The sequence below is a fragment of the Bradyrhizobium sp. USDA 3364 genome, assembly GCF_054056355.1.
On record NZ_JBSRYG010000002.1, the window covers coordinates 956,063 to 979,277 of the forward strand.

Here is a 23,215-nt window from a genome sequence, read left to right on the forward strand (position 1 = left end):
GACGCGTGCCAATCGGCGCAGCGAGGCCGCCCTTGACCGGTATCACCCTGCTCTTCGCAGATTCTCCGAGGCGCTTCTTTTAGAGGGCCAGACGATATCTGGACTGGACCATGACGCGCGGGTCAAGTCCGCTCGGAGGCTGTTCCCGCACGACAAGACTCTCACCTCCGCGTTGAATTTGTTTCGTGCTGCGGAGCTCTGCGATAAATTTGGGTCGTGATGCGGAGCCCACCTCCGGTCCAGGCGCTTCGAGCGGGCGGCTGAGCATTGCAGCTTGGCGGAGTAGTCCACCATAGTCATTTGCCAGCTTCGGTTGGGTTGGGCGACGCGGCACGTGACCACCCTTTTTGCCTTCAAGAGCATGTCGCTCTGTGGAAACTCGCTATTGCCGTGGCGTTGGGCAATGAACTCACCGTCAGACCTAGCCGGGGGCGATCGGCTCGCTCTGTCCGAAATCAGATGACGGACGATATCCAGGTGCGGCGCATCGGCGCCGACGAAGTGGATAAGCGTTTGGAACGTCTCGCCGACATCCTCGTTGACTGTGTCCCCCAGGCGATTCGGTCAGCTTTCTGCCACCCCTAACTCGACGACGTGCGCTGGTGTACTGGCGTAGCGTCGCCGACGCGGTCATTTGCAATGGATGCGTGTTACTAGCTGCGGAAGATGGCGCAGGTCAGATTGTTGGCACAACCCAGATGATACCTGCTGCCTCTGAGAACCAATTGCATAGCGCCCGAGTCGTCAAAGTCCTGGTTGACAGAAGTGCACGCCGCCGCGGCATCGGGCGCCTGCTCATCTCGGCTGTCAGCGACTTAGCACGAAAGGAGGGAAAGACGTTGTTGACGCTCAGCACTACCACAGGTACTGCTGCCGAGCGTCTTTACGCCAGCGAGGGATGGCAGCGGGTGGGTATCAAACCCGGCTGTGTGCTCGCCCCTGACGGAACATATCGCTCGGCGACCTTCTTCTACAAGCATCTCTAATGCTGCGTAGCTGAATTGGCGCTTGCTATTTACCGACAAGATCTGTCCGGTTCCGTCCTGATAAATTATCATCGTCGGGGAGCATCACTGACATTGCCGCTTCATCTTATGGCTTTGTGAACAACGACGACTTGGGCTCTCGAGATACGAAATCGAACGGATCAGACGGTAGATCATCAACTGCCGCACGGCCTGTTATCACAATGCCGAGCCGACGATCGGGAAAGCGACGTCGATTTTCCGCTCTCGATCTCATTCAACGTCCATAGCGCAGGGGCCGCGGGGCCTGAAGCAATTCCTATCATTGCGCTTGACATACTGCCACCCGCTCCTAACGACCTCGTCTTGAGGCCAAGATAGCGGGCATGTCGCCGCAATCTCACTACCCGAACGCCCTGTACGAAGCCCGTCGGATTATTTTGCTGCTCGGGTAGCCGTTGGACCAAATGTGCGATCGAGGCGAACGTCCGCCATAAACTTTCGTATCGTCAGGTGCTCCCCTTGAGGTGCTTAATCTTTACCAAGGTTCGATTGAGCCGCTGATGACCTGCCACTGAGCTTTCATCCGGTGGCAATTAGAGTCTCGGGGTTTTGTACGCCGATTGGCGCAGGTGGAGCAACGGGCGATCGGCGGAGCTGGTCGGGGTTGCGCAGCCGATCGCCCGTTGCGGTGAATGTGGCAGCATAGGCCGCCGGGGTGAGGTATTTCAGCGAAGAGTGCGGGCGGTCACCGTTGTAGTCAGCAACCCACGCCGCGATCTTTGTTCTGGCGTCTTCGAGTTCGAAGAACAGGGTCTCGTTGAGCAGTTCGTCGCGCATGCGCCCGTTGAAGCTCTCGACGAAGGCATTCTGGATCGGCTTTCCCGGTGCGATGAAGTGCCAGTCGATACCGGTTTCCTTGCACCAGGCCAGCATGGCATTGCAGGTGAACTCGGTGCCGTTGTCGGTGTGACGATCGAGCCCGGCTTGCCGCGCCGCTCGACGATCGTCGTCAGTTCCCGAGCCACCCGCCGACCGGAGATCGAGGTGTCCGGGATCGCGCCCAGGCATTCCTTGGTGACGTCGTCGACGATGTTGAGGACGCGGAAGCGCCGTCCGTTGGCGAACTGGTCGTAGACGAAGTCCAGCGACCAGCGTGCGTTCGGCTTCGCTTCCACCAGGATCGGCGCCCGGGTGCCTGTGGCCTTTCGGCGGGCTCGACGCTTACGGACAGTGAGCCCTTCCTCCCGATAGAGCCGGTGGATTCGGTTTATCCCGGAACACTCGCCCTCCCGCCGCAGCAGGATAAACAGCCGCCGATAGCCGAACCGGCGGCGTTGATTGGCCAGTTCGCGCAGCCGGGCGCGAAGCTCGGTGTCTGGCGGCCGACGAGAGCGGTAGCGGATCATCTTCCGGTCCGCGCCCACGATCGAACAGGCCCGCCGCTCCGACAGGCCCAACTTGGCCTCCAGATGCGCCACCGCGGCGCGTTTGGCAGCGGGCCCTACCATTTTTTTGAAAGAAGCTCGCGCAGCGCAGCCGCATCGAGCATCTGCTCGGCCAAGAGCTTCTTCAGCTTCGCGTTCTCCTCCTCCAGCGCCTTCAACCGCTTGGCCTCGGAGACATCCATGCCGCCGAATCTGGCCTTCCAGTTGTAGATTGTCGCCTCGGAGACCCCGTGCTTGCGAGCCAGATCGGCCGTCTTCGCTCCAGCCTCATGCTCCTTCAACACGCCGATAATCTGTTCTTCCGTGAACCTTGCTCGCTTCATCTGTCCGTCCCTCTTCAGGCCGGACTCTAACTTCATCTGGAGGAAATACTCAGTGGCAGGTCACTGATCACGATCCTCTTAGCTGCATGTGCGGCTGGCTACAGCGACAACTCATTCGTCTTCGCCGGCTTCGTTAACTGATAGCTGATCAGGAGGCCGCGAATTCTATTTTTCGTCGGAATGGCAGCCTTTGCCGAAGTGTGGATAGAGATACTGATGGAACCATTCGAGCTTGCGTGGTGCGAGATCGAATACCAACGGGCTCTCAGATTTCTCGAAAAGATGGAGAACAAGGCGGATGATGTCCGGTCCCAGACCGCGGAAATTCAGCTATTCTGATCCGCCATGCGGGAGGACCTGTGGGCCAGACACTCTATGAGAGCGCACGGCTACGCACGCCACGAGCGGCGATACAGCGATCGAAAGCTCACTCAAAGAATTAAATAATTCGCCCGACGGTCCCAATCAGAAGACCATCACCGAGCAGCGTGAAGGCGGCTTCGTGCACGATGCACCGATGGACTGCAAGGCCGTCCGATCGATTGAGGAAGAGGCAATCGTCGTTGCCTTTCGCAAGAACACCTCGTGAGCCGCAAATTTATCGAGAAGACAGTGCTTGCGACCGCAATTTCTTGCCGTGACTTAATCAAAGCTTGGCCCTGATTGATGAGACTGCACAAATCTATATGCGCGTCGCAACAGAGTTCTGACCAAACCCAAGGCGACGCTCGGGATTTAAGCTTCAGCGCCCTTCTCGCCAGCTCGCGGGCTCAACCAGCACTGCACGAGCGAGCCGAAAAGTAGAGAACGATGGAAAGAAAGCAGCGGCTCAAGTGCTGAACGGGCGATTTTTGTTATGCGGACATCGTGGGTTCAATACACTTTGGCAACGGCAAGCAATACCTCCGAGATAGGCCGGAGCGAATGGCTACACACAGGAGCAAGTGCTAGTCGCCTGCGTTACCTTGCACTACGTCAGCCGCACGGTTTTCCGATCGGATCAAGGAACGCGCCAACGGGTTAGTCTAGGGCATCGATTGGTTTAGGGGAGTGAGTGCTGACCTTCGAGAGGCTCTTCCACCTCATTCGGCCGCGAATACGCCACCCCGATCACGTTCTTAGAAATAAGTAACTCGAGCGAAAACGTGCGATTTGCCTTGGACACGTGCCCTGATCGCGCAAAGATATCAATTTCCACGTCCTGGAACTCAAGAAATTGGCGATCCATCGGGAAACACGCCTTATACACCGCCTCTTTCAAAACGAAGAGATCGCGCCGCTTGAGCGTATGTAGATCGTACATCCGTCGCTCGCTAGGAGTGTCAATCAATGCGATCAGGTTTTCCGGCAGAGGTTCATTCGGCTCAATGTCGATGCCGAGAGCTGCAATCTTTTTCGTTCCTGCAATAGCGGCGGTCGCGACCGTATCGTGGTGCGCCAAAGATCCGACCACTCCCGTACTTCCGCTCGGTGCATGGTGCAAAGTGCCCGCCGGATCTGGGAAGCGATTGAAGCAAGGTTGGTGGGAAAGAAATCGATAAACCATCATATAGCTCGTTTCGCCCTTTTCCTTTCGGTATTTATCGCAAAGTCAGCTATTGGAGCGTCGACTCTCCGTAGCAATTGTCTCCGCCGTCGTCGGACAGGATTTGTGGCGAGCTATGGATTCGGCTGATTGGAAAAGTGTGCCGAGATGTTGATACATCATGTAACAGCAAAGATTATGCCTGAGACAGCACACGATCGCGATCTCGCTTTGGACTTCACCAAAGGAGTGCTCATCATTTTAGTGATCGTCGGTCACCTGATCCAATATATCCTCTATCGAAATGAAGGGTTCTGGGATTCGGCAAGTTTCAAATGGATCTACATGTTCCACATGCCCCTCTTTATGGGAATAAGCGGTTATCTTTCCTGCCGAGCGCTGCTGGAAAAGTCCTTCATGCAAGCCATGGGCGATCGCGCGATGCAGCTCCTGGTGCCTATGCTGTTTTGGTTCTCTCTCCTGGCGACATTAAAGTTGACCATGTTTCCCCGACTGGCGAGCGCACCAGACAACGTTTTGCAGTTGCTGAATGATTTCGCCGGCACATACTGGTTCGTCTGGGCCGCGTTCATTTGTTTTCTTCTCGCTAAAACTATTTCGATCTTCAATCATTCGTCACCATGGGCCTTGTTCGTATCGGTCATTCTGGTGGTCCTTGCACCTCTGACCTTTTCCATATTCCCTCTCATAAAGTATACGTACCCGTTTTTCTGCCTGGGATTCTCATTTGCAATGTCGAGAGAACGGTGGACGAGCATAATGCGCTCTCACAGGCCGTTCTTGGTTATGTCTGTCACAATTGCGGCTATGATGTGCTTTCCGATCTGGGGCAAGGACACTTATGTCTACAACAATCTCGTTTTGGTCCAGGATTTGCAGTCGGCAAAAAATGTGCTTCTGATGTTTCTTGGCTCCGCAGCTGCCTCAGCGGTGATGATTAAGGTCCTGCTTCGATCCTGGAATATTGGTCGTTCAAATCGGGGGGTCCGCTTTATCGCCGCGAAACTGGGACCCAGCACGCTGGTGCTGTACTTGATCCAGGGTACGGTATTCCGTCTCATGGATTCGATACAGTATGGAGAATCTTGGGACGCCACGATGAGGTCGGCCGCGGCTGCATTTCTCGGGACAATGATTGTTGCCGTCGCGCTAACGGTTCGGTGGGCCGTGCGCGACATTCCTTATCTCTCCCAGCTCGTGCTTGGAGTGCCACCCCGCTCCCTTGTCGGGCAGCCAAATCAATCAGGACGCTCTCGCAAACCATCGTAGCTTGCGGGGCTTGTGAACCTGCTGTCCATTCATGGCGCCCCAATCTGGGTACCTCGCCGAAAAATATTCCAGAACATTGCGTCTTTGCTCCACGTAATTTGCTTCCCCCGAAAGTGACGCAGTAGGCCTAGTCTTACTGAGTCAGAGTGTCGCGGCGGTTGTCGACAGAAATCATATATTTGAGAAGACTCCACTTTTCAGCGTGGCGAGGCTGAGATGGGTCTGACAAAATCGGGGGACGTGGCGTCGCGGTTTTCGGCATATATTGAGGGCCTTGCGAGCGTGATCGGACATGTGGGACGAGCCAAACCGCTTCGCGATTACTGCACCGAGCTGATGATGCCATGCGATCGCAAGAGCGTCGAGCCGATGGCGGCGATTACGGCTCCTGAGCGGAAAGCGGCACAACATCACAACCGCGATGGCGCCACCAGCCCGCCACCGTGAAAGAAGCGCAAAACTCTAGTTCTGGGTGGTCCAAAGTTCGGTCTCGCCACAAGCGCTACCGAGACTCTAACCGCTGCCGGATGAAAGTTCAGTGGCAGGTCACCGTCTTTTCCGATAGCGGGTGAACTTGCCACTTCCTGAGATGGAATAACGCAGGGGCGCCCGATCTGTGGCAGTGGTTGCTGTCGATACGACGCGACCTTGCGGCGGCAAGCCCATCGACCTTCGGAAAGCGCCCGGCAGTGTCCAGTGGTTTTAGCTCGATGGCCGCCAAGACGATGCACTGCGGAGGGCGGCGGCCGCGGTGGACGCGTCGGGCGCGGCGAAGGTTTTAGTCATCCGACGCCACGGAGCCGCCCGGACAGCCTCGTTTCGCTCGCCAAGTAGAGGCGGCCGCGAAGATCGAGGCTGTGGACCTGCGAGATCTTACAGATTTGGCAGTGCCCTCGACCTCGCGAGACCTGAAGCGCTCTTCGTTGTTGCCGATTTTGCGGAGAACTTGATCTGCGGCTATTCCGCAGATGACCTGGTGCGGTCCGTTGCCGCCGCCCGTGCCGGTAAATTCGGGCGGGCCCTCTCTCGTATTGAGGAAACAGCCGTCAGGTTCGATGCGTCGAGGTCGTTTGCCGATGCCGCGGATCCCTTCGCCGCGATTAATCAAGCCCGCATCGACGAATACAGTATGGATCTGCATTTGGGGCACTTGCTGCCAAGAACTAATGCCGATATTGATTGATGTACTCTTATTAGCTGCTAGTCGCACAAGAACTGACAGGTTACGTGTGCCTTTCTGGTCGGCAAAGTCGCGAACTCACGTCCGATAGAACAACACGCGACCTAGGGGTATCAGTTGCAGCAGGTAATCGAAATCCGCGACATTGGCGGTGAGAACAGTGAACCCGGCTTTTTGGGCTTGCAGGAATAGAACGCTGTCCTGAAGCGCACGCAACTTGTCGTCCTTCTGATAGCCCTGCAGCCGGCAAAGCATGCCCGAGAGGAGCGCGGCGCGGCCAACAATCTCCACATCCGGAGCAAAGATTCGGTGGGACGGCATGCTCGAGATTGAGGCGCCGATCTGCTCGATAGCCGCGCGCGTCCCAGGATGTTTGGGATCTAGCACCCCGACTGTGTGCATCAACTCCTGGATGGCGACAGTCGAGTGGTTGGCGTGCCGAACGTCCAATAGGTCCGCGACGATACTTGGTGCGCGCCCCTGAAGTCCATCGATGTAGACGCAGGTGTCGAGCAGAAGCTCCTGACCCGCCTCGGGCCTATCACCAAGGAATGGAAGTTCGTGATCGGCCCGCCTCGCCAATGTCGCGCCAGGATCAAACCGCGCCCAACGAAGCGCCGCTGCGAAATCGAATTCCGCCACCTCAGAAGCCGAGCTTGAGGTTGGGCTCGACCGAACCCATCGTCTTCCGGAACGTCTCGCTGAAATTGTCGTCGAGCGCGAGGCTCGCGAGCGCAAATTCGATGAGATCCGTGTCCGCGGCGATACCGGTCTGCTGTTTCGCTCGCTGGATCAGCTCCCGGCTGGTCCGCCCAGCGATCCGCGCCCTCTTCTCTCCGAGCAGCCCCGAATGCTCTGCCGCGCTCATTATGGCGGTAACGCGCGAGGCCGCACCAACCCCGAGCTTACCGATCTTGGTCTTGTGGCCGAGTGTGGAACGCTTGCCGCGGGACGCGGGTTTCTTGGTGCTGATTTTCGGCATCGGTTGATCTTGTATAACAAAGCTCGATTTTGTTTAACATAGCGCCTTCCCTCCTCGCCTTCAAGTCGCAAGGGCGGTATCGTAGTAGACGATTTTCCATCAGGAGGCAGCTACCGCCGTCCCAGTAGATTTTGGCGCTGCGCGTGGCTTCACGGGCAGGCACCAAGGCCCCCGCTGGACAGTAGCCAGCGAGAGATCTTGAACGCGCTCGGATCCGCAGGGCTCCGGAAGGCCGTCGACGCCGTCTGAAGCGCACTCCGAGGAGGTGTAGCGAGACCGAACTTTGGACCAGCCAGAACTAGAGTTTTCGCCCTTGATCACGTTGGCGGGCTGGTGGCGCCGACATGGTTCTGCAGCAAAATCGGCGGTCAGCTGCCGATCGCCCCGTGGGGCCGTTCTTCGTTATAGTATCTGCGCCAAGTCTCTACCTTTTCCTGGGCGTCCGCAAGGGACGGGAACCAGTGCGTGTTGAGGCATTCGGCCCGGAAGCGAGCGTTGAAGGCTTCGATGAACGCGTTGTCGGTTGGCTTGCCGGCACGTGAGAAGTCCAGTGTGACGCCGCGCTGGTAGGCCCAGAGGTCGACGTCACGCGACACGAACTCGCTGCCTTGGTCGACGCGGATCGTCGCCGGGAAGCCCACTTCGTTGCAAACCCTTTCCAGAACGTCCACGACATCGGTGCCGCGGAAGGTGAAACGCACTTTCCTGTCGAGCCGCGCGCGCGTCGCCGCGCCACGGAGAACCTGATAATCGTCCTTGCTCATCGCTATGAGCGCATCACTCGTGATGCTGTGTATCGATGCAAGGTCAACTACTCTCTTGAGAGTCCTTCGGAGAAGCACCTCGACCATCTACCGAAGCTCCCTTTCTCCGGCGTGATCATTGAGCATTTGCGGGATCGCGTGCCATGGAAGATCGCTTGGCGCCTCACGGAAGTCCGAGCCGACGGCATGACCGACGGCGGGGCCGAAGCCGCAACTCGCGGCGCCACCGATTGTTAGCCTGGCATGGCGGCCGTCAGGTGTCCGCACCGGAAAGAATCGGTTCTTCGCCGAAGGGCGGTTAATGATCGATAGCGCGTCGGGCGCGGTGAAGACGCGGTTGCGCGCATAGCCGGTACGCTCGTTCAAGATTTTATGCTCGACCAGTTGTTCTACCGCTTGCGAGGCTGCAGGCACCGTAATGCTGAGAAGCGAGGCCAGACGCTTGACGGTCAGCACCGGATAGTGCGGCAGAACATCGAGTGCGCGCAGGCTGGCTGAGCCCTGGCGAAACTTCCGCCGCTTCCGCCATAGATCGCCAAGTGCAGATAAGGCGTCGCGAGTCTTCAGGAGCTCATTAATCGTTCCCGCACGGCGTGAGTGAGATGATCGCGGTTCAATGGAAACCAGGCGCTCCTCCTGTCATGCATTTCCCCTACAAGTCGCCGCGCAATGGATTGATGATCTGAAGTCCAGCAAAGTCCTTTTCGTTGTCCGTCACCACCACGCAGTCATTGGCATCCGCGACAGCGGCAATGATCATATCGAGTCCGCTGCGAGGCCGTCCGACGGCCTTCCCTTCCGCCATCAGCCGCGCCCAGACCAGGCCTGCTTTGTCGTCGAACGACAAAATACGCCCCGCAAACAGCGCTTGCGGTCCCTCTTGACCAACGAACCAGGCGTCGAGCGCATCGCGCTTCTTGCCGTGCGGCTTCTCCAGAATACCGCGTCGGATTTCGGCGACTGTCAGCGAAGCAATGAACAAATCCTCATCGCGCTGCTGGCCCATCCAGGCCAACAGTGACTCTGACGGCTTTGGCTTGACGATGTCGCTGATGATGTTGGTGTCGAGAAGATAACGCGTCACAGATCGGCCTTACGCCCTTCTTCACGGGGGCGCGTCAGGTCGAGATCGGCACCAACGAGCGGCGAGCGACGCAACGCACTCAAGATGCCACCGGGCTTCGGTGGCTCGCCAGAAACGGCCTGTTGCACGGCGCGTCGGAGATGCCCGGCTTCCGGCCCTTCCTCGGTCAACTTCCGGGCGAGCGTTCTGATGAGATCACGATCGGTCGCGAGGGCTTGGAGCTCAAACCGCACGATACCGCGCTTGGTCAGCCGGGATCGGTAATTTTCGATCGCCCTTTTCTGCGCATGATTGCTCACGGATCGCCTCACTGGCATATCTGGATATATAGCCGAACCTTCGGCTAGCCGCAAGACTGCGACGGTCTCTTGTGACGTCAGCAGCAGTAATAAAGGTCGGTGTGTTGTCCGGCGTGGCCATCAAACAGATTGCATCTAGCAGAGGCAATCACGAGAATATTTTCCGTGCGCTCGAATTTGCGATTTCCCGATCCGGTACGCTTCGCATCTCGGATCAGCGCACGACCACCACGCAAGATACTGATATCGCTGGATATTTTCCCTCGCGTTGCGGCCGCAACTCGCCATCTTGTCACGATGCGGAGCGATACGCGCAACGACAGGGGCGCCGCGGTGGCCCGACCAAGAGGAACAACAGCCGAAAAACTTCGCGTGGTCACCGATACGGCGCCCGGAGCCCCGGCTGTAACCGTGGCCACATCGAAATCCGATCCGCGCCTGGTCAATCTGGTGCGCCTGCTTGCTCGGCAGGCCGCATGGGACTTTGTCCAAGCGGAAACAGTCAGACGGAAGCGTGACCGTCTCCCGGAATAGGGAGACGTCATGAAGGTCGCGCTCTACGCCCGTTACTCATCAGGCAACCAGCGCGACGCTTCGATCGAGGATCAATTGCGTCTATGCCGCCTCCACGCCGAGAAGCAAGATTGGACTGTCGTCAACAGCTCTACAGACCGGGCCATCTCTGGTGCATTGCTGCTTCGCCCCGGCATCCAGGAACTGATCAGCGACGCTTTTCGCGCCGTAGAATGATGGCAATGCGCCCGGGATAGTGCGGGGCCGGGACTTCGCCCATCTTCAGGTACTTGGAAAATGAGTCGACAACGATGGCCGTCTGCTCTCCGAGATTGTTATCGATTGCCTTCAGGTGGTGTCGGAATTCGCCTTCGCTCAGGGAAAGAAAAGCGGGCTCGGACGAGGCTTGATTCCAGCTTTTGCCGCTCGCCAGTCTTTGCCGTTAAAGCAGCAATTGCGGGCGGTCTTCTGCGAACCGCACGGACAGGGGCCGTTTAAAGCCGCTTCTCGCCTTCGCTTCCGCTCGCCCATCACGTACCCGCATGTTACGCCGCCTCAAACTTGTTTGTCGCATCTCCTCAGCACTACGGGTCAAATGCCGCACCCATCTTGGGTAGGGGACGGGCGATAGTTGGCGTCAAGCCACTTCATGCTGTACGCCGATCAGACCGGGCCTTCCTGCGGCGCCGCCGCGACCTGCGACGACGATCGCAGGGAGCAGCATTTGGCATAGCGGCATCCAACGCATGCGCATGGAGTTCGTTGGACGAGGGATCGATGGTTGATTGGGGCCGCTCTCTTTGATCGGCGACCGCTTTTTCGAGCGTAGAGAGGAATTGCAGCCCCTCTTGCGTGATTTCCCAGCCGAGAGCGTCACGAATGACAAACTTCGCCGAAAAGATATTCAGATCCGGGGCATGTTCGGCCAACCGCTTCATGCGATCGGTCCAGTCGCGGCCGCTGTTCATCAGGATCTCCACGGCGCGTCGGACTTCACCAACAGAGGCCCGCCCGGTGGGCTGACCGGCCAGCACTTTCAGGACGGTCAGCTGGAAGGACACTTGCCGTGTCTCCGATGGGCTGTGTGTGCAGTTCCCGTCCAATGGGACAAGATCAGGAAAACGTCGTCAACAACATGCCGCCGTTAACCTCAACTATATTGGCTAACTACGAGCGCCGGCGTCCTGGGATTGCTCGCCAGCTGATGCGCGAGGAGTCCTCGAGCGGGCACGCTATCAGCATGCCGCAGGCAGGCTCGTATCGTCCATAACGTACGAACTCGCCTCGGTGAGCTCCTTCAGAATCGACAGCACAAGCTTTGCGTCGGCCGGTGCAGCAAGTTGCTACAAGGACATGCGCGGCGTACACCTCCTGGCCCGCTGGGCGGGTGTGTACGGTTCGGACCATTCATGGCACCGAGGATATTGTGTCAGGTCCATACTGCTCCAAGGCGGGCAGAATCCGGAACTGCTGTGCCATCGGCGATGCAATGCCTTGATTGAAGCCGCCACGGGGCTTGCGGCAAAGCCTCAGTTGGAAGCGACGGTCGTGAAGGACCGCCCGGCTCACCAGATACAAGGCATCGCAGGACAGGTGCGAGATCACAAGTTGCAGAGGGCAGCCCGGAGGTGCGCTTCAATCAGCCAACCCGAAGATCCTCAGCTGACGTCTTGCCCGAGCGCCCGGCCTTGAGCTCGTAGCTGACCCGAGCCCCCTCCTCAAGGGTGATGTAACCGGCCTTTTCCACGGCACTGATGTGCACGAAGACATCGGCACTTCCGTCCTCCGGCCGAATAAAGCCATAACCTTTGCTGGAATTGAACCACTTCACAATACCCATTGCCACGGCGGCATCTCCATCAGTGAACCTTCGTGATCTAGCGAAGAGTCTCGCAGCCATCAAGATGGGCGGCAAAACGACGCTCGTCCGCCGCGGCAGTCACGTCCGCAACTTTCTTGCCCGATGGCTGAGATGCTGACTCTTTTGTGCAGCGGCCGACAGTAACACCCTGACGTCGGAGATCCTCCCTTCAGGGGAGCGGGATTCGGATGGCCGTTCAGCCTGCGGCTCAATCATCGCGCGCCACCTTCTTACAGGAGAGCCGCAGGGCCGACGACGTCGCATGCGCATCCGGAGCCGAGCTGGAGTGAATGCTGCGGTCTCCCTTGCAGAACCAGGCGACGGCAAAATCCTTTGCGCAACCCGGCGCAGGATCGGCAATCCGTGCCGCCTCTGTACGAAACGTACACTCGCTCTTACCATTACACGCTTCTGCAAGCGCATCCGTGGCGTTGCCGCGCGCTGACATCCAGCGGCAATTGCCGCCATACGTACCGGAAACAACCGAAATACCCGATTGCGTGATGGCATTCCCGGCCGCACCCCGCAGTGCATACACGGCCGCCGCACCAACAAGTGCGGCAAAGCCGACAGTTGCCAATCGCGCCAGGAGCCTGCGCTGTTCCGTCGAGGCCGCCTGATAGGCGCCGCGAATTCGCCTGCGGGCCGGCACCTCGAAGCCGAAATGCAACAGGATCGCGGCGCACGTCGCCAGGCCGAAAGCAAGAGCGAGTGCACCGAGATGGCCAACCAGTTGACTCGCCGTTTCCCAACGCACCACCGGAAAACGCCGGAAGATGATGATGTGTATAAGATAGAGGGCAAAGCTGGCCTCGCCCAGAAAGACAAGCCACCTTGCTGACAACAGAAGTCCTGCAGTGCTGCTGGGCTGAGCCGCCGCGACAAGGATGAGCGCAACCGGCGCCGCCAGGGCGATATTGTTGCGCGCAATATCGAACAGGCTCATGGAAGCCCCAAATGGCGGCTTGTGGGCGGTAAACCAGAACACCCAGCTAATCGCTCCGACGCCAACAATTGTCGCGATGTCGAGCAGAGCGCGAGATGGTTTAAAATCTTGCGCCGACCACACTTCATGGAGCCGCGCCAGGCAACAGCCCAGAACAAACTCCCACACCCTGCAAAACGGCGAAAAGTAGACGATCCAGAGGATCAGCGTGTTCTTCCAGTTCGGCAGAGCCGCTTCCGTTCCATAGGCATGAAGCGCAAACAGGTTGATGCGGCCCTGCAACATGAGCACCGCAAGGTCGATGCCAAGCTCGATTGCGACGGCTCCGACGGCGCAAACAACCACGGCGGGCACAGTTCTGATCCGCGCAAGCAGAGGGCAAACGAGCGGAAAAACGAGATAGAAAAACCACTCGGTACTCACCGACCAGGAGACGATGCCGACCTCCTCGTACTGCCAGACGGGAGCTTCACCGGCGATATTTGCGAAAAACCAAGTTTGAACCAGCCCGAGTTGAAACGGGACAAGATGCGTTGAGAATCCTTCGGCCGGCGCCTCGGTTCCGAGGAGCCGCGGCCAGACCATCGGTCCGGTCAGTAATTCGACGAGAAACAGAACAACAAAAAGAGGGTAGATTCGCGCTATGCGCGCCACGAGAAAGTCCGGGATCGCTTTCCGCGGGCTGCTCACAATCGAGCTAACATAGTTGTATTGAATGACAAAGCCACTCAGCGTGAAGAAGACCGACATCCCGAGCAGGCCGAGTGTCCCGACGCTGATGTCGAGCCCGAGGCTGGGCCCCTGCAAGAACAGGCTGCCGCCGTGAGATATCGCGACCGCTGCTGCCGCGACAAACCGGATACCGGTCAGTGCGGGTATCTGCTTGACCATCGATGTCGCTCGTCATTTGCGAGTGGGTACAAATCCTGGGCGATCGATGGCACCAAAGGCACGCAGTTGGACACGTGCTAAAGGCAGGGAAGACTGATCGCATCACGCGAGCGTGCCTTGCGATCAGTCAAACTTCTTCGGAAGCTCAAATCGGTTATCGGAGCGCCCTCGCACCTTATTGGGAAGCCGGGCAGCGCTGAAACTCTGACTTCTGGTAGGGCGGCTCGGATTCGAGGTCCATATTCCGACCGGTTCTGGCCCATGCCACGTTCCCTAACGTCATATTTGAACCGCGCCATTGTCTCACCGGAAGCCTTCCTGAATGGGTTGGCGCCAGCTGCTCCCTCTGCGAAGGGAGCTTGGGGCGCAGGCACCCGATGAAAGCCCAGATCGAAGCACATGCTGTCGTCACCGGCAGCCTCACAACGGATACATGCACCAGTTCACGTCCTGTGCGGGACCGCGAGGCTATCATCAGCCAGCGACACTAGGAGATTCACGTGCATCAGCGGAGCGTACAAGGTGCCTATCCTCGTGACACTCCTTGCGACGAGGCTCATCCTTACGCCCCCGCCACCAGCCGGCGCATGGCTGCCGATCCTGAGATCGCGATACCCGAACGCATCGCAAACGGAATGGGCAGCGAATCCGAGCCGCGCGTTCAATCTTTTTGACAGCGACTGCCAAGGAATCTCGCTGCGGATTGGTGCAGAAATTTACTATTCTTGTCCGGCACGGCCGGCCGCGCTTTCGCTTGGGTCTGGCGTGCGAGAGAAGGAAAGGAACACGTGATGAAAAAGAAGATCGCTGAGATCAAGACCACGATCCGCACCACCACTCCGTACACGGGTACGCTCTAGGTTGGTGCGGCAGATGCCTTGGATGCATCTACCTGATGAGAGCATAGCGGCATCGGAGGGTGGTCGTTTCGGCCACCCTCTTTTGCGACAATTCGGGAGAGTAAAATGGTTGATCTGATCCAGCAGCGCGTGGTTTCAGCCATATCGGCATCCGTCGAGGTCAGTGCGATTACGATTTTAAAGGCGGAAACGGGCATGGCGCCGCTGCCGACGATCAAATCGGCACTCACAAGCTCCAATTCTAATTTCTCTATCACTGACGGCGACTGGCGGACCGGCGGCTATCTTGCCGGCCTACAAGCGCTCATTGACGCCGAACTAAGGTGGGCCAAAGAAAACAGGCCCAAACTGGTTGAGGCGGCACAACAATCGTTGAAGCGGCTATTCCCTCTCCTAAACAGCGACGCCTTTACCGTGCCGAAGGATCTCACCAATACCTCGAGCAAGGAGGAGCGCACCAGGTTCTATCATCATGAATATCAAAACAAGCTTCTGGTCGGACTAGCCGAATTCCTGATCAACTGCGCCCGACAGCTCAACGAGCGTCACATCATCGTCATCGATCGGGCGGCTGCCCTGTCCGGTTCGGCCAAGAACCTGATCAAGCTGCTCGTCAGGCTGGACGACGATGCGCGGCTGTTTCGGTTCGTTCTGATCGATTATGAACAACGCCTCTATTTCCCCGACGCCAGCGAGGTTCATTTCGGCAGATATAGCTCGCAAGAGCTGGGGCCAACCTTTGATCCGGATCTTCCCGCGGAGAAGCACCGGCAGATCTATGAGGCAAGTGGCGGCAACCCGTTGATTGCAGAGGCTTTGAGCAAATGCACAGCGGCAGGATTACCAGTTGTCGGCTATCTCGACCCGACCGCGACCGTGGATCTCTATCTGGCCAGCCTCAATACTGGGGAACGCCACAGCCTTCTCAAATCATACATCGAATCCAACTGCACGACGCCTGACCTGATCGCGCAGCGAAACTATGCAACCTTCGAGCCGGCGACCGCAGATCATCTACACGAGCAGCTGCACGACGCGTGCCTGCAGCGCTATCTGGCAGGCAAGGCGCCTCTCGTGATGCTTCATGCGCTATCGGTACGGGACAAGTACAAGCGTCTAGAGCTGCTTGCAGAACCAAGTCAGATCCTCCAGAGCATTGGCCTGTACGATCTCTGGTTTGGATACTTCGGGGAAATTTTCGCCGACCCTGCGCTTCGCACCTACGGCTCCGGGGATGCCAGCGTGAATGCCGCCTTCATCAACGCGGCTTTTGTGCTGTACTCACTCGGCTGCGGGCGGGTGTCAGTTCCCTATTTGGACGAATTCTACAAAACGTTCCCAAAGAGCCGATACACGCCAACGGTTCTGTATGCCCAATCAATGACGTATGGACGCTACCAGCAGCCGGTCAACCTCACGCTGGCCGAAGAGTACGCGTTAAGGAACCTGGAGACCATCGAGCGGGATTTCAGGGGGCACGACAAGTATGATTACATCAAGGTGTTTGCAGAGAACGCCTATGCTTACATCAAGGCCAAACAGCAGAAGTACGACGAAGCCCTCGCGCTTTGCGCCGAAGGCCTTGGCAAGATGCTCAAGGCGTATGGCGACGAGCGCTTCAGGCTTCATCAATCGATTCTGGTCTACAACACCAGCCAGGTCTATGAACTCATCGACGAACTTCCTCGGGCCGAGAAGCAGTTGCGTGAGGCCATTGCGTATGATCCCAACTATGGAGAGTATCACAACGACCTGGGGAACCTGCTTTCGAAAGTGGCTGGAAGGGAAGCTGAGGCTCTGGAGGCCTATGCGCGCGCCATTGAACTTTGCCCACCCTATTATGAGGCTCACCTGAACAGGGCCGCACTTCGCAGCAGAATGGGGGATGCCGTTGGCGCGCTGGCCGATCTCGACAGGACACTTGTCATCAAGCCAAACGAATGGCGAGCTCATTTCGAGAAGGGCAACATCTTGATGCGGCAGGACAGGCCTAAAGCTGCTCTGGAGTCCTATCTAGCGGCGGCCGAGATCAGTCCCAAAAACCCCGACCTACAGAGCAATCTCGGCCTCGCCTATTCCGAGCTTGGCAAGGCGCACGAGAGCATCGCACACTATCTTCGAGCCCTGGAACTCAACCCTCGGCATGCGCCGACCCACAACAATCTCGCCATCGAGTACTTCAACGAGGGCCGGCCAGATATGTCACTGAACCACGCGACGGTCGCTGTCGAGATCGGGGGAGATCCAGACTACCTCCTCACCCGTGAGCACATCGAGAAAAGCCTGCAAGCTGACCTGGCTTCGCGGCGGGACCGAGCTTCTGCACCTTCCGCGAAGGCGACGTGAGCTAGCGGCTCAGAGCACTCTTGCCATCGAGCCCGAGCGACGTGAGACAGGATCGCTAAGGACATGGGTGTTGCACCTCAAAGCTCCGGCGGGTCTAGCGGATGCTGTTGCGGCAAGCGCTGCAACTCAGGCTGACCGGCAAACAAGCGCCTTGGCCGGCATAGTTGCGAATGGCCGAACGCCACATGAGGTAAAGGGAGGTATATAGGTAAATAAGATGCCTTTTGCCAAGCCGTCATATTGCGAGAACGTTCGTCGTGGCTTGCGGGCTCGTCACACCGATGTCGCGTCACAAGACCTATGCCATCCACCTTCCCTTCCGAGTCAAGCGATATCCGCTCGATCATCCTCGATGAGTTAAGTCGACAATGAGCGGGGCGAGCACACGGCAGTTTGTCTACCTCTCGCATTTGATCATTCAGATCGGCGGCTGGGCGTTCCGTATCGGCATCCTGATCGGCCTTCTGCAATCCGGCATGAGCGCCGCGGGTCTCGGCATTGCGGTCACTTTTGCGCCGATCATGCTTGGCAGCCTCTTCCTGTCGCCCTTGGTCGACAGAGGCGATCCGATCTCAGCGATGATGATCGTCAATGCTGTTCGCATATGCGCGCTGCTCGCCATCTTCGGCAGCGACGGAGCCGATTCCTTTCAGAGCTATGCCGCAATGGCCGTCCTGAGCCTGGTCCAGCCGGTCTATTTGTCTGCGGAGGTTGCTTTCTTTCGTCGTATTACATCGGAAGACGGCATGATCTCGGTGCTGCGCAATATCGCCAATATCGACTGGCTCACCTATCTCTTGGGAATGTTTGCAGGCGCCATGCTGTCCGACCAATTGCACTTGCCCGGCGTTTTGGCCTTCAACATATCCGCTATCATCCTGTCCTTGATCGTGCTGCTTGGCATCAAGCAGCAGTTCAGAAGGACGCCAGCAGTGCTTGAGGCGCGCCCCTCCGGAACGGTGCTGGACTTGGCACCCCTCTATCCCGCATTCTTGGCTGTCTTTCTGCTCAACCTCGGCGCCGGCATCATCAACGTCTATCCTGCGATACATGCCACAGCTGACGGGGCTCTCGACAAAAGCGTACTACTGACGATCGTCATGGCTAATGGCGCATTGGCCTTGCTGGGCGCGCTGGCCGTCAAGCCGATTTACGACCTGCTAGGCGCTTTGCCAACTATTGCCGGAGCCGCGATGCTGCTTGCGGCATGCCTTGCAATGATGTCACTCGATGCCAGCCTGGCCTTGGTGATCGCGTCCAGCAGCGCGATGCTTGGTTTCGGCCAGATATTTGCGGCTGCCGCTCACGCGCACATGGTGTCTTCAGTGGCTCCGGACCGCGCCGGTCGCCTCTCCGGGTTATTTCAATGTTGCACCTATAGCGGCGTTGCAGGAAATGGCATTGCCTTGTCGCTTCTAGGTGATCGGCTTGCTCTCGGAACGATCGTTCTCCTATGTGCGGCGAGCGCATTTGTTGCCTTCGCCGTTGCGACCTTCGCGGTGGTCAGATCAAGGGATTCTCAAGCTTCATGCCCCGCCGATCGCTAGATCAGGGATCCACACCATGCCATGGGATCAGCTGTTCCTGTTAGAACACCCTTTTGAGGATCCGGCCTTGCCGGGACGACAGTTCTATTGCTGGCAATGCTTGCTATTGGACGGGTTGCTGTCCGCGTTTCCAAGCCGCGCTGCGAGGCTCGACGTTCGTCGGATTTCCTGGGCGAGGCCACGAGCCGCGCTCATCGAGAGGCTTGGGCGGGATCATCAGTCCGCGCCGGTTCTGATTTTGGAAAAGGAAGGCCCTTTACCAGAGCATGCGAAGTACGCGAACGGGCTCGCCTATGTCGACGATGTGTTTGCAATCCTTGGTCTTCTGGCTGCGCGCCACGGATTTCCGGCGCCTTACGCTCAAACAGTCGGCACCTTGTAGGCCATGGTGGTCATCAACGACTTGACGCCAGCAGGGGCCGATCGGGAAGCTTCGATTGAGCGGCTTGCTTGATCTGCCGGGTTGGAGCTTCAAAAGCCGATGGCTGATGATCCCGGCTCAGTAGTTCTGACAGCGCCCAGCGCTCAAACTGTTTGACAGCCGCGCTATTGCGGGCTTGCCCGTTGACAAACATGTAGATTGAGCGATTGACCGGCACGAAGCCGAATGGAGCCACCAGCTCTCCTTTCTCAAGGTTGCTTCTGACCAGAATCTGCGAGGATATTGCGGCTCCCAGCCCACTTTTTGCTGCCTCCATAGTCAAAGAAAATGTATCGAACACGACCTTGCGCGATTCTTGCAAGCATATTGCAGCTGCGCTGGCCCATTCGCTCCAGGCGTCCAGCCTGTCGGCCTCGTGCAACAGAGAGAGCGACAGAATATCTTCCGGGCTTTTGATGGCCTCGAGCGCAGCTGGCGCACAGACCGGGCCAATCATCTCATTTGAAGCGTGCACCTCGCGGTCGGGAAACGGCCGCTTCAGTGGGCCGGCGACAAACAGTATGTCCAACGCACCAACAGCGAGCGCGTCAAGATCGGTTTCGGTTTCAAAGACAAGGTCAATGTCCGGATAGAGTTTGCGGAACCGACCGATGCGGGGCAACAGGCCGTGCGACAAAAACGTGGTCGAGCACCCAACCACGACGGACGGCCCTGCATGGCGCCTTCGTAGCTCGTAGCATCCCTTCTCGAGCATGGTGAACGCGCTCGCGCAGCTGCGCTTGAGCTGTTCGCCGTCGGATGTCAGCCGCACGCCCGAACTATGGCGCACGAATAGTTTCCTGCCGAACCAATCCTCAAGCAGGCGCATTTGGTAGCTTACCGCGCCGGTGGTCATGTTTAGCCGCTCGGCTGCCCTTGAGAAGCTTGGAAACTCGCTGACTGCCTCAAACAGATGGAGGCTTTTCAGGATCGGTAGCTTGCGCATCTTTCTTTCCTGCCTCCCACTGGGACAGCTGTTGTGGAGCCCTGCACTGCGGGCCAATTTTCTCAGGCATCGACGACCGCCGTCGTTCACCGCCGGAACTGGCCACGAACGACACCTCCTAGGTATTGGCCCTGTCACGGCGAACTCAAAACGACCTGGCTCCCTGCCTAGCCGGTCGACCAGCCGTCGATCTGGGCACATACCCCTTCAGATCCGGTGCCCCTGAGGCACAGTTAGATTCCATATTCGGTGCGGAGTTCATCGCTTCGCGATCTCTCAAGCAAAGCCAAAACCGGCTTGAGATTTAGAACGCGAACTGATGGGTCAATTTGGCTCAGCAAAACGCCGACCCTTCAGGGGCAAGCGCCTGGCCCCACCATATTGCATGACGAACTGGAAATTGCGGGCTTGCGTTCGAACACCTCCAGCGTTGTGGCAATTCGTCCAGTCCCGTTAAACTCTGCAACTCAGGTCCGACGATTGGCTGGTTGTGTGTATCGCCCCGCAACTCGGCTCGATGATTCAGCCGGCGGGCGCGGTAACCAGGGATCGTGAATGGTCTGGAGCCTGGTTCGATTGGCCCGTCCGCCGGCTTATTCAGAACAAAAGCCGCCTCGATGCATAGGTGTATTCAAGGGCCAGTCGACGCGCCGTTTCGATCAGGTTGGCCGCCGCGCTGTGCCCCCCATCGATGTTCTCGTAATAGAAGTAAGGCTGGCCCAGGGCGGCGAGCTTTGCTGCAGCCTTGCGGCCGTGCGCGGGATGCACACGATCGTCCTTGGTGGAAGTCAGAATTAAAGGCGCGGGGTATGGCTTGCCCGGCACCAGTTTCTGATAGGGCGAGTAGGCTTCGATCCACGCGCGCTGCTCGGGAAAAGCCGGATCGCCGTATTCTCCGATCCAGGAGGCGCCGGCGCCCAATCTGGTGTATCGAAGCATGTCAAACAGCGGCACTTGAATGATCGCCGCGTTGAAGAGCTCGGGACGTTGGGTGATTGCGGTGCCAACGAGTAGCCCGCCCTGGCTGCCGCCAATGACGCCGAGCCGGCGCGGACTTGTAATTTTGCGGCGGATCAGGTCCTCCGCAACGGCGATGAAGTCATCCCACGTCGTCTGCTTCGCCGCCCGCTGGGCTGCTTGATGCCATTGCGGGCCAAACTCGCCGCCCCCGCGCAGATTTGCAACGACATAGGCATTGCCCTGTTCGAGCCAGAGCCGCCCCACAGGCCCTAGATATGAGGGCAGAAGCGAAGCCTGGAACCCGCCATAGCCATAAAGAAGGGTCGGAATGGCGCCATCAAACCTCGCGTTTTTCGGCCGCACCAGAGAATACGGAATTGCCGTGCCATCACGCGAAATCGCTTCGAACTGCTCTACGACATGCTTGGCGGCATCGAAGGCAGTCGGTGTCGTCTTCAATTCCTCGAGTTTTTGAGTTTCGGCATCAAAAAACCAGACCGACGTTGGCCTGAGATAGCTTGAGACGGCGAACATGGCCTGGTCCGCCTCGTCGGAAGCGGCTGTCACGCTGACATTGGTATGTTCCGGCAGTGGGATCGGTGTCGCCGACCACGCTCCCTGATCGTACTTGTACACGAACGCTTTGCTTTGAACGTTATCCAGGATCGTCAGGATCAACAGGTTCTTTGTAAAGCTAAGCCCGCTCAGGGCCTGACGAGGCCCAGGCTTGAAGACAAGCGAGGCTTTGGCGCGCAGCGGATCCGCTTTCCATTCGGTCAAGTCATACGAAATCAGCGAGCCGGCAGTGAAGTTGAGATCACCTGATGGCGTCCACTCCTCGTCAAGTTTCACAAGCAGGCGATGACTCACAAGGCCTACGATCTCCGCTTTCTTCGGCAGATTGAGTTTGACGAGCCCATCGGGGCGGAAGAGCACGTACTCATGCTCGAAAAACCCGATCGCTCGGATGACCCCGGTCGCATGAACATGACCTTCATTGCCTCGAAGCACCAGGGGCACCGCCCGAACATCGTTCGGCTCGCCGCGAAAGACCTCGCGCGCCTCGCTGAGCGGCTGACCGCGTTTGAGCTCCTTAACAACAAAGGGGTAGCCGGCCTGCGTCAAAGAGCCCTCGCCCCAGTCGCCTGCAACAAGGAGCGTGTCCCGATCGACCCAGCTGACGCTGTGCTTGCTCTCTGGAAGATAAAAGCCGTTCGCAACGAAGCTCTTTGCCTCGCGGTCGAACTCGCGCATGGATGCGGCATCCTTGCCGCCGTCGGACAGGCTGATCAGGCAGAGGCGCTCGTCAGGCGGAAGGCAGCTGGCGCCTTGAAAGATCCAGTTCTTGTTCTCGGCAACCGCCAAGGCGTCCACGTCAAGGATCGTTTCCCACCGAGGGTCCTGGCGACGATAGCTTTCAAGCGTGGTGCGCCGCCAGATGCCGCGCACATGGTCCTCATCTTTCCAAAAATTCTCCAACCCGTGACGTCCCAGGGAGACATATGGAATTCGATCCTTGGCCTGCAAGATTGAGAGCGCCTGTTCGTAGAAACGGTGATAGCGAGGATCTGATTGGAGTACCCCGAGTGTCTTCTCATTCTCGGCGCGGGCCCATGCCAATGAGCCCTGTCCTTCGATCTCCTCGAGCCAGAGGAATGGATCTTCGGTGACCGCCGCAGCCTTTCGCTCCTCTGAAAGTGAACGCTCCTGTGAAAGCGCAGCGGAGGTGAAGCAGGCAATCGAAAGCAGCGCTGCGGAGAGGACTGACGTGTTCATGGACTTGCTCCGGGTGAGGTCGAGCGGCCACGCGAGCCTGGCGCGTCAAGCAGAAGCTGCGGAAAGTACGCAACGCATGACATGGCTCGGCTCGCGCTATTTCGCCGAGCGTTTACTGCAAGCTGCATGCCGACCAAAGCGCCGCAAGTTTCCACCGTTTAGGGTGCACCACGATGTCCGCTTGCCGACATTGGTTGCCAAGCAGACAGGGCGATGTCGGCAGGACCGAGTGTCAGACAGCACCGTCTGATCTTTTGCGGCCAAGTACCGGAACAGAGGACCGCTCGC

General features: G+C 58.1%; 20 protein-coding genes and 3 pseudogenes. 9 read left to right on the top strand and 14 right to left on the bottom strand.

The genetic code is table 11. The annotated features are described in order from the left end of the window. Nucleotides 1-459: 459 nt before the first annotated feature. The gene (locus ACVILL_RS04585) at nucleotides 460-585 is read left to right on the top strand and encodes a hypothetical protein (RefSeq protein ID WP_456728048.1); all 126 of its coding nucleotides are present in this window, start codon (nucleotides 460-462) and stop codon (nucleotides 583-585) included. A 62-nt stretch (nucleotides 586-647) separates the two neighbouring features. Then, nucleotides 648-986 (top strand): N-acetyltransferase family protein, encoded by a 339-nt coding sequence (locus ACVILL_RS04590; protein ID WP_456734163.1) that lies wholly within the window; start codon nucleotides 648-650, stop codon nucleotides 984-986. Between the two features lie 561 nt (nucleotides 987-1,547). On the opposite strand, the pseudogene ACVILL_RS04595 reads toward ACVILL_RS04590, so the two are convergent. Next, nucleotides 1,548-2,736: pseudogene (locus ACVILL_RS04595) on the bottom strand (IS3 family transposase). A gap of 1,042 nt (nucleotides 2,737-3,778) precedes the next feature. After that, complete coding sequence (locus ACVILL_RS04600; RefSeq protein ID WP_456728049.1) at nucleotides 3,779-4,282, bottom strand: 4'-phosphopantetheinyl transferase superfamily protein; 504 nt, start codon at nucleotides 4,280-4,282, stop codon at nucleotides 3,779-3,781. A 147-nt stretch (nucleotides 4,283-4,429) separates the two neighbouring features. On the opposite strand from ACVILL_RS04600, the gene nolL reads away from it, so the two are divergent. From nolL to ACVILL_RS04615, 3 genes and pseudogenes are all read left to right on the top strand, one after another. Further along, nucleotides 4,430-5,551 carry a nodulation factor fucose acetyltransferase NolL gene (gene nolL / locus ACVILL_RS04605; protein WP_456728050.1) on the top strand — a complete coding sequence of 374 codons (1,122 nt, stop codon included), beginning with the start codon at nucleotides 4,430-4,432 and terminating at the stop codon, nucleotides 5,549-5,551. Nucleotides 5,552-5,767: 216 nt separating this feature from the next. Then, nucleotides 5,768-5,968 (top strand): annotated as a pseudogene (locus ACVILL_RS04610) (IS701 family transposase); the annotation flags it as partial. Between the two features lie 529 nt (nucleotides 5,969-6,497). Beyond that, nucleotides 6,498-6,734, top strand: coding sequence for a hypothetical protein (locus ACVILL_RS04615; protein ID WP_456728051.1), 237 nt, complete (start codon nucleotides 6,498-6,500; stop codon nucleotides 6,732-6,734). Nucleotides 6,735-6,809: 75 nt separating this feature from the next. On the opposite strand, the gene ACVILL_RS04620 is transcribed toward ACVILL_RS04615, so the two are convergent. From ACVILL_RS04620 to ACVILL_RS04645, 6 genes are all read right to left on the bottom strand, one after another. Next, a complete protein-coding gene (locus tag ACVILL_RS04620; protein WP_456728052.1) occupies nucleotides 6,810-7,373 on the bottom strand; it encodes a type II toxin-antitoxin system VapC family toxin in 564 nt (187 codons plus the stop codon). 1 nt (nucleotide 7,374) lies between these two features. After that, entirely contained in the window at nucleotides 7,375-7,713 is a 339-nt protein-coding gene (locus tag ACVILL_RS04625) for a hypothetical protein (RefSeq protein WP_456728053.1), read from the bottom strand. A 368-nt stretch (nucleotides 7,714-8,081) separates the two neighbouring features. Continuing rightward, complete coding sequence (locus tag ACVILL_RS04630; RefSeq protein ID WP_456728054.1) at nucleotides 8,082-8,564, bottom strand: integrase core domain-containing protein; 483 nt, start codon at nucleotides 8,562-8,564, stop codon at nucleotides 8,082-8,084. After that, nucleotides 8,565-8,933 (bottom strand): hypothetical protein, encoded by a 369-nt coding sequence (locus ACVILL_RS04635; RefSeq protein WP_456728055.1) that lies wholly within the window; start codon nucleotides 8,931-8,933, stop codon nucleotides 8,565-8,567. It lies immediately after the preceding gene. Nucleotides 8,934-9,129: 196 nt separating this feature from the next. Continuing rightward, the gene (locus ACVILL_RS04640) at nucleotides 9,130-9,561 is read right to left on the bottom strand and encodes a PIN domain-containing protein (RefSeq protein ID WP_456728056.1); all 432 of its coding nucleotides are present in this window, start codon (nucleotides 9,559-9,561) and stop codon (nucleotides 9,130-9,132) included. Next, nucleotides 9,558-9,860 carry a hypothetical protein gene (locus ACVILL_RS04645; protein WP_456728057.1) on the bottom strand — a complete coding sequence of 101 codons (303 nt, stop codon included), beginning with the start codon at nucleotides 9,858-9,860 and terminating at the stop codon, nucleotides 9,558-9,560. Before ACVILL_RS04645 ends, ACVILL_RS04640 begins: the two co-directional genes overlap by 4 nt. Nucleotides 9,861-10,403: 543 nt before the next feature. Between ACVILL_RS04645 and ACVILL_RS04650 the strand changes: the two are divergent. Next, a pseudogene (locus tag ACVILL_RS04650) lies at nucleotides 10,404-10,598 on the top strand (recombinase family protein); the annotation flags it as partial. 150 nt (nucleotides 10,599-10,748) lie between these two features. Here the strand turns inward: ACVILL_RS04650 and ACVILL_RS04655 are convergent. The 4 genes from ACVILL_RS04655 to ACVILL_RS04670 form a co-directional block, all read right to left on the bottom strand. Further along, nucleotides 10,749-10,904, bottom strand: coding sequence for an SEC-C metal-binding domain-containing protein (locus ACVILL_RS04655; RefSeq protein ID WP_456728058.1), 156 nt, complete (start codon nucleotides 10,902-10,904; stop codon nucleotides 10,749-10,751). A 116-nt stretch (nucleotides 10,905-11,020) separates the two neighbouring features. After that, nucleotides 11,021-11,434 carry a hypothetical protein gene (locus tag ACVILL_RS04660; protein WP_456728059.1) on the bottom strand — a complete coding sequence of 138 codons (414 nt, stop codon included), beginning with the start codon at nucleotides 11,432-11,434 and terminating at the stop codon, nucleotides 11,021-11,023. 578 nt (nucleotides 11,435-12,012) lie between these two features. Then, on the bottom strand, nucleotides 12,013-12,219 hold the full coding sequence (locus ACVILL_RS04665) for a cold-shock protein (protein ID WP_456728060.1): 207 nt from the start codon (nucleotides 12,217-12,219) through the stop codon (nucleotides 12,013-12,015). A gap of 223 nt (nucleotides 12,220-12,442) precedes the next feature. Further along, nucleotides 12,443-14,071: an acyltransferase family protein gene (locus ACVILL_RS04670; protein ID WP_456728061.1), complete on the bottom strand. Its 1,629-nt coding sequence runs from the start codon at nucleotides 14,069-14,071 to the stop codon at nucleotides 12,443-12,445. A 965-nt stretch (nucleotides 14,072-15,036) separates the two neighbouring features. On the opposite strand from ACVILL_RS04670, the gene ACVILL_RS04675 reads away from it, so the two are divergent. From ACVILL_RS04675 to ACVILL_RS04685, 3 genes are all read left to right on the top strand, one after another. Further along, complete coding sequence (locus tag ACVILL_RS04675; RefSeq protein ID WP_456728062.1) at nucleotides 15,037-17,277, top strand: tetratricopeptide repeat protein; 2,241 nt, start codon at nucleotides 15,037-15,039, stop codon at nucleotides 17,275-17,277. 368 nt (nucleotides 17,278-17,645) lie between these two features. Continuing rightward, a complete protein-coding gene (locus tag ACVILL_RS04680; protein WP_456728063.1) occupies nucleotides 17,646-18,824 on the top strand; it encodes an MFS transporter in 1,179 nt (392 codons plus the stop codon). Between the two features lie 16 nt (nucleotides 18,825-18,840). After that, nucleotides 18,841-19,206: a DUF3088 domain-containing protein gene (locus tag ACVILL_RS04685; protein ID WP_456728064.1), complete on the top strand. Its 366-nt coding sequence runs from the start codon at nucleotides 18,841-18,843 to the stop codon at nucleotides 19,204-19,206. A gap of 13 nt (nucleotides 19,207-19,219) precedes the next feature. On the opposite strand, the gene ACVILL_RS04690 is transcribed toward ACVILL_RS04685, so the two are convergent. Together ACVILL_RS04690 and ACVILL_RS04695 are read right to left on the bottom strand one after the other, a co-directional pair. Continuing rightward, nucleotides 19,220-20,191: a LysR substrate-binding domain-containing protein gene (locus ACVILL_RS04690; RefSeq protein ID WP_456728065.1), complete on the bottom strand. Its 972-nt coding sequence runs from the start codon at nucleotides 20,189-20,191 to the stop codon at nucleotides 19,220-19,222. Between the two features lie 597 nt (nucleotides 20,192-20,788). After that, nucleotides 20,789-22,927 (bottom strand): prolyl oligopeptidase family serine peptidase, encoded by a 2,139-nt coding sequence (locus ACVILL_RS04695; RefSeq protein WP_456728066.1) that lies wholly within the window; start codon nucleotides 22,925-22,927, stop codon nucleotides 20,789-20,791. Nucleotides 22,928-23,215: the final 288 nt, after the last annotated feature.

Bases quoted from the DNA above. Each gene is read 5' to 3' on its own strand.
- ACVILL_RS04585 (WP_456728048.1), top strand. From the start codon at position 460: ATGACGGACGATATCCAGGTGCGGCGCATCGGCGCCGACGAAGTGGAT.
- ACVILL_RS04600 (WP_456728049.1), bottom strand. From the start codon at position 4,282: ATGGTTTATCGATTTCTTTCCCACCAACCTTGCTTCAATCGCTTCCCA.
- nolL (WP_456728050.1), top strand. From the start codon at position 4,430: ATGTTGATACATCATGTAACAGCAAAGATTATGCCTGAGACAGCACAC.
- ACVILL_RS04625 (WP_456728053.1), bottom strand. From the start codon at position 7,713: ATGCCGAAAATCAGCACCAAGAAACCCGCGTCCCGCGGCAAGCGTTCC.
- ACVILL_RS04630 (WP_456728054.1), bottom strand. From the start codon at position 8,564: ATGGTCGAGGTGCTTCTCCGAAGGACTCTCAAGAGAGTAGTTGACCTT.
- ACVILL_RS04655 (WP_456728058.1), bottom strand. From the start codon at position 10,904: ATGGGCGAGCGGAAGCGAAGGCGAGAAGCGGCTTTAAACGGCCCCTGT.
- ACVILL_RS04670 (WP_456728061.1), bottom strand. From the start codon at position 14,071: ATGGTCAAGCAGATACCCGCACTGACCGGTATCCGGTTTGTCGCGGCA.
- ACVILL_RS04675 (WP_456728062.1), top strand. From the start codon at position 15,037: ATGGTTGATCTGATCCAGCAGCGCGTGGTTTCAGCCATATCGGCATCC.
- ACVILL_RS04680 (WP_456728063.1), top strand. From the start codon at position 17,646: ATGAGCGGGGCGAGCACACGGCAGTTTGTCTACCTCTCGCATTTGATC.
- ACVILL_RS04685 (WP_456728064.1), top strand. From the start codon at position 18,841: ATGCCATGGGATCAGCTGTTCCTGTTAGAACACCCTTTTGAGGATCCG.
- ACVILL_RS04690 (WP_456728065.1), bottom strand. From the start codon at position 20,191: ATGCGCAAGCTACCGATCCTGAAAAGCCTCCATCTGTTTGAGGCAGTC.
- ACVILL_RS04695 (WP_456728066.1), bottom strand. From the start codon at position 22,927: ATGAACACGTCAGTCCTCTCCGCAGCGCTGCTTTCGATTGCCTGCTTC.